The organism is Lentzea aerocolonigenes (genome assembly GCF_000955955.1).
GTDB lineage: Bacteria > Actinomycetota > Actinomycetes > Mycobacteriales > Pseudonocardiaceae > Lentzea > Lentzea aerocolonigenes_A.
This window is the reverse complement of record NZ_JYJG01000215.1, coordinates 1-4340: the sequence shown is the minus strand read 5'-3', so window position 1 is coordinate 4340 and position 4340 is coordinate 1. Positions and strand designations below refer to the sequence as shown.

The 4340-nt window shown below is 69.1% G+C and carries 5 protein-coding genes; 1 reads left to right on the top strand and 4 read right to left on the bottom strand.

What is annotated here, in order from left to right:
* Positions 1-17: 17 nt before the first annotated feature.
* The 3 genes from UK23_RS26605 to UK23_RS50585 all read right to left on the bottom strand — a co-directional run bounded on the left by UK23_RS26605 (position 18) and on the right by UK23_RS50585 (position 2709).
* A complete protein-coding gene (locus UK23_RS26605) occupies positions 18-326 on the bottom strand; it encodes a DUF1540 domain-containing protein (protein ID WP_045314379.1) in 309 nt (102 codons plus the stop codon).
* Between the two features lie 155 nt (positions 327-481).
* Complete coding sequence (locus tag UK23_RS26600; protein ID WP_045314378.1) at positions 482-1249, bottom strand: amino acid ABC transporter ATP-binding protein; 768 nt, start codon at positions 1247-1249, stop codon at positions 482-484.
* Positions 1246-2709: an ABC transporter substrate-binding protein/permease gene (locus UK23_RS50585; protein WP_082114998.1), complete on the bottom strand. Its 1464-nt coding sequence runs from the start codon at positions 2707-2709 to the stop codon at positions 1246-1248. Before UK23_RS50585 ends, UK23_RS26600 begins: the two co-directional genes overlap by 4 nt.
* Positions 2710-2777: 68 nt before the next feature.
* Here UK23_RS50585 and UK23_RS26590 point away from each other — a divergent pair, with 68 nt between their 5' ends.
* Positions 2778-3554, top strand: coding sequence for an alpha/beta fold hydrolase (locus UK23_RS26590; protein WP_045314377.1), 777 nt, complete (start codon positions 2778-2780; stop codon positions 3552-3554).
* Here UK23_RS26590 and UK23_RS26585 read toward each other — a convergent pair.
* The gene (locus UK23_RS26585; protein WP_045314376.1) at positions 3538-4290 is read right to left on the bottom strand and encodes a class I SAM-dependent methyltransferase; all 753 of its coding nucleotides are present in this window, start codon (positions 4288-4290) and stop codon (positions 3538-3540) included. The genes UK23_RS26590 and UK23_RS26585 overlap by 17 nt on opposite strands.
* Positions 4291-4340: the final 50 nt, after the last annotated feature.

Sequence of the window (4340 nt, the reverse complement as noted above, 5' to 3'; positions counted from 1 at the left end):
CGTTCCGGGTCGCGCCACTAGCGAGGCTGGTAGGTCAGGCAGTTCGCGTGGTGGTCGCCCTGACCCTCGCCGATGCGCACGCTCTGCGCCGTGCACTCCAGCGAGGAGTTGTGCATGCAGTCCGTGCGGGAACAGGCGCCCACCTGTGCGACGACCTTGTCCAGACCGCCCTTGGTGCCCAGCGGGATGAACGTGCCGCAGTCGGCCGCACCGTTGTCGCCGCGCACGGTGATCGCGAACGCGTGGCAGCCGTCGTGGTTGTAGGAGCAGTCGCTCACGGTGCAATCGTGGACGGCCGGCATCGCCGGGTTCTCGAGGGTGGTCATGTCCGCTCCTGCCGTGGTGGGAAAGGTTCGGTGATTCGGACGATGCCACCACGACAGAAGGGCCGCAATTCGAACGGGAATTAGGCGAGCCTGTCCTCAAGAATTGGCTTTGGGCGCGGCGATTACGACTTAGAACGCCTCGATCACGCGAGGGTTCAGCCGTGGTCCAGGATGCGGCTCAGGAACCGTTGCGTGCGTTCCTCCCGCGGGTCGCCGATCACCTGCGCCGGCGGGCCGCTCTCCACGATCACGCCACCGTCGAGGAACAGCACCTGGTCGGCCACGTGCGAGGCGAACTGGATCTCGTGGGTCACGATCACCGTGGTCCACCCCTGCGAGGCCAGGTCCTTGATCACCGCCAGCACCTCCCCCACCAGCTCCGGGTCGAGGGCGGAGGTCGGCTCGTCGAACAGCACCACGCGTGGCTTCAGAGCCAAAGCGCGCGCGATGCCGACGCGCTGTTGCTGGCCGCCGGAGAGTTGGTGCGGGTACGACGAGGCCCGGTCCGCGAGACCCACCTGGTCCAGCAGGACGCGTGCTTCGGCCTCCACCTCCTCGACAGGACGGCCTTGAGCCACCACCGGGCCCTCGGTCAGGTTCTGCAGGACCGTGCGGTGCGGGAACAGGTTGTGCGACTGGAAGACCATGCCGCTCTGCCCGCGCAGCCGCTGACTCGCCACACGACCTGCCTTACCTGCAGGTAGCGCCGAGAAGTCCACGGAAACGTCGTCGATGCGCACGACGCCGCGGTCAGGGGTGTCGAGGACGTTCAGCGAGCGCAGCAGAGTGGTCTTGCCGGAGCCCGACGGGCCGAGCAGAGCGGTGGAAGTTCCCCTCAAAACAGAGAAGTCGATGCCGCGCAGGACGTCCAGGGAGCCGAAGGACTTGTGGAGGTCCGTGACCTCGACGCGGATGTCGGTCATACGATCACGTACCTGTTCAGCCTGGTCTCCAGTCGTTTCTGGCCCGCGGAGAGCGCGACGCAGATCAGCCAGTAGTAGAGCCCCGCGAACGAGTACAGGGCGAGGAACTCGTTGCTCTCGGCGGCGGCCAGCTGGGACTCGCGGAAGAGTTCGGTCAGCAACACCACCGAGCCGAGTGAGGTGTCCTTCAGCAACGACAGCAGTGTGTTGGACAGCGGGGGCACGGCGGTGCGGGCCGCTTGGGGCAACACGATGCGGCGCAGGGTCTGCGAGTAGTTCAGGCCGATGGTCGACGCCGCTTCGAACTGGCCGCGCGGCACGGACAAGATCGCCGAGCGCACGACCTCGGCGGCGTAACCCGCGACGTTCAACGAGAAAGCCACGACCGCGGCGGTGAAGGGCGGGAATTTGAGGCCTATCTGGGGCAGGCCGTAGAAGACGATGAACAGCTGCAGCAGCAGTGGGGTGCCGCGGATGATCGAGATGAACGCCCGCGCCACGCCCGCCAAGGCCCGGTAGGACGAGATTCGGGCCAGCGCAACGAGAAGCGCCAAAGCCAGGCCGATCGCGAACGACAGTGCCGTCAGCGGGATCGTCACCTTCACCAGGCCGACGAACATCGGCCAGGCGGTAGAACGCAGAACGTCCCAGGTGCTGCGCGGACCACGGCCCTGCGACAGATCCGCCGAGCCACCGTCCTCGACGGACACGTCGGCCTTGAAGTACTTCTGCGAGATGCCGCGCAGGGTGCCGTCCGCGCGAAGGGCGGCGATCGCCTGGTTCGCTTGCGACAGCAGCGAGGCATCGGCCTTGCGCAGTGCCAGGACCTGCCGGCTGCCGGACCGGCCCGCGTCGCCCGCGATCTCCACGGCCGAAGAGCCGGTGGTGGCGAGGTAGTCGAGCACGGCGATGTCGTCGTTGACGATCGCGTCGACCCGGCCCTGTTGCAGCAGCGCGGCGGCCTGGGCGAAGCCTTCGACGGCCTCCACGCGGGCACCGGCGTCGCGCGCGACCTCGGCCCAGTTGCTGGTGCTGGACTGCGCGGTGGTCTTGCCGCTCAGGTCCGCGAGGGACTTCACCCGAGTGTCGCCGGTGCGGCGGACGATCACGCCGCGCGAGTACGTGTACGGGTCGGACAAACCGTATTTGGCCGCGCGTTCGGGGTTCAGCGACACCTGGTTGGCGATCAGGTCGATGCGGCCGGAGTCGAGGGCGGGGAAGATCGCGTCCCACTGGGTCTCGACGAACTCGAGCCGCCAGCCGGCCTTCGCGGCGATCGCTTTGATCACCTCGATGTCGTAGCCGGTCAGTTCGGCGGTCTGGGGGTCGTGGAACGAGAACGGCGGGTAGGTTCCCTCGGTACCGACCTTCACCACCGGCTGTTGTTGTGCCGTGGCCGGTGGCGGGATGACGATCAACAGCAGCAGGAGCAGCACCGCGCCCCTGATCACTTGTCGCATTCGGGCAGGGTAGAACGAACCGGGCAGGTGGTGCTGAAGATCCACTATGCGGGAGACGCGGGGTGCGCATGGCGACGGTGACGACGGGCGAAGGGCAGCTGGTGTCCTACGTGGACCACGGCGGCGACGGGCCCGCGGTGGTGCTGCTGCACAGCTTCCTGATGGACACCTCGATGTGGGCGCCGCAGGTCGAGGCCTTCCACAACGACTACCGGCTGATCGCGGTCGACGAGCGCGGCCACGGTGAGACGCCTGCGACCGGGCCGTTCGGCTACTGGGACGTCGCCAGGGACGTGCTCGCGGTGCTGGACCACCTGGACATCGGCAGCGCTGCCGTCGTCGGCACGAGCCAGGGCGGGTTCGTCGCGCTGCGGATGGCTTTGCTGGCCCCGGAACGGGTCACGGCGCTCGCGGTGCTGGGCACGTCCGGCGAGGCGGAGGACGAGCAGATCGCCGCGGCCTACGACCAGCTCACCGAGGTGTGGATCGCGCAGGGTCCGGAGACGGTCGTCGAGGCCACCGCCAAGATCTGCCTGGGCGACTACGACGCCTCGGCGTGGACGCCGAAGTGGAGCGCGGTCGAGCCCGAACGGCTGCGGCTGATCGCGAACGCCCTGGTGAGCCGCGACGGCGTGCTGGACCGCGTCGGAGAGATCACCGCGCCCGCGCTGGTCCTGCACGGCACGGCGGACCTCGCCTACCCCGTCGCGAAGGCCGAGGCGCTGACCGCAGCGCTGCCCAAGGCCGAACTGGTCACCATCGACGGCGGCGCGCACTTCCTGAGCCTCACGCACGCTGCCGACGTGAACCCGCACCTGGAACGGTTCCTCAGCGCGAACCTCTGACGGCCCACGCCCGCGCGGTCAGCGAGATCGGGCCCTCCGCGGGCAGCCGCGAGCGGAGCAGGTCGCGGATCGCGTCGCGCTGCTCCACGGGCAACGTCGCGGCGTACGCGGGCGCCGGGCCGATGCCGCCCTCGAACGGCTCCCAGAAGTCCGCGAAGTCGCGGAACACCGTGGGCACGACGATGCCGGTCACCGCGACGTCCGACAGACCCGCCCCGGCCCAGAACCCGTGCAGCGCCTCAGGATCGCTCACATCGGCGAAGCGCGGCCCTTCGTCCTGCGCGGCGGCGGCGGGGTCGACATCGCGAGCGGCGTCCCAGAACAGGCGCATCATCTGCATGCCGCTCGTGTAGTCCCACAGGTAGGAGCCCACGTACGAGCCGACGCGGGCGAACTCCGCCACCGCACGCGCGACATCGGGCACGAACGTGAGCACGAGCCCGCTCACCACGACATCGGCCTGCCGCTCCCCCAAGTCCACCGCGGACCCGACCTCGAACGTCGCACCGGACACCCGTTGCCGAGCCAGCTCCAGGAACGCCGCGGACGGGTCGACGCCGACAACCGACGAAGGCCCGGCGTGAGCGAGCACGGTCTCGGTCAGCGCACCGGTGCCGCAGCCCACGTCCAGCCACGACCGGCCCGGCGGCACGTCCAGCCACCGCAGGAACTCCACCGCGACCGGCCGGCTCCACCGGCCGACGTACCGCTCGTACGCGTCACCGCCGTCCCACATGGCAGAAACGCTAACGCAGCGGACGGAACCCCGCTCGCAGCTCGGACAGG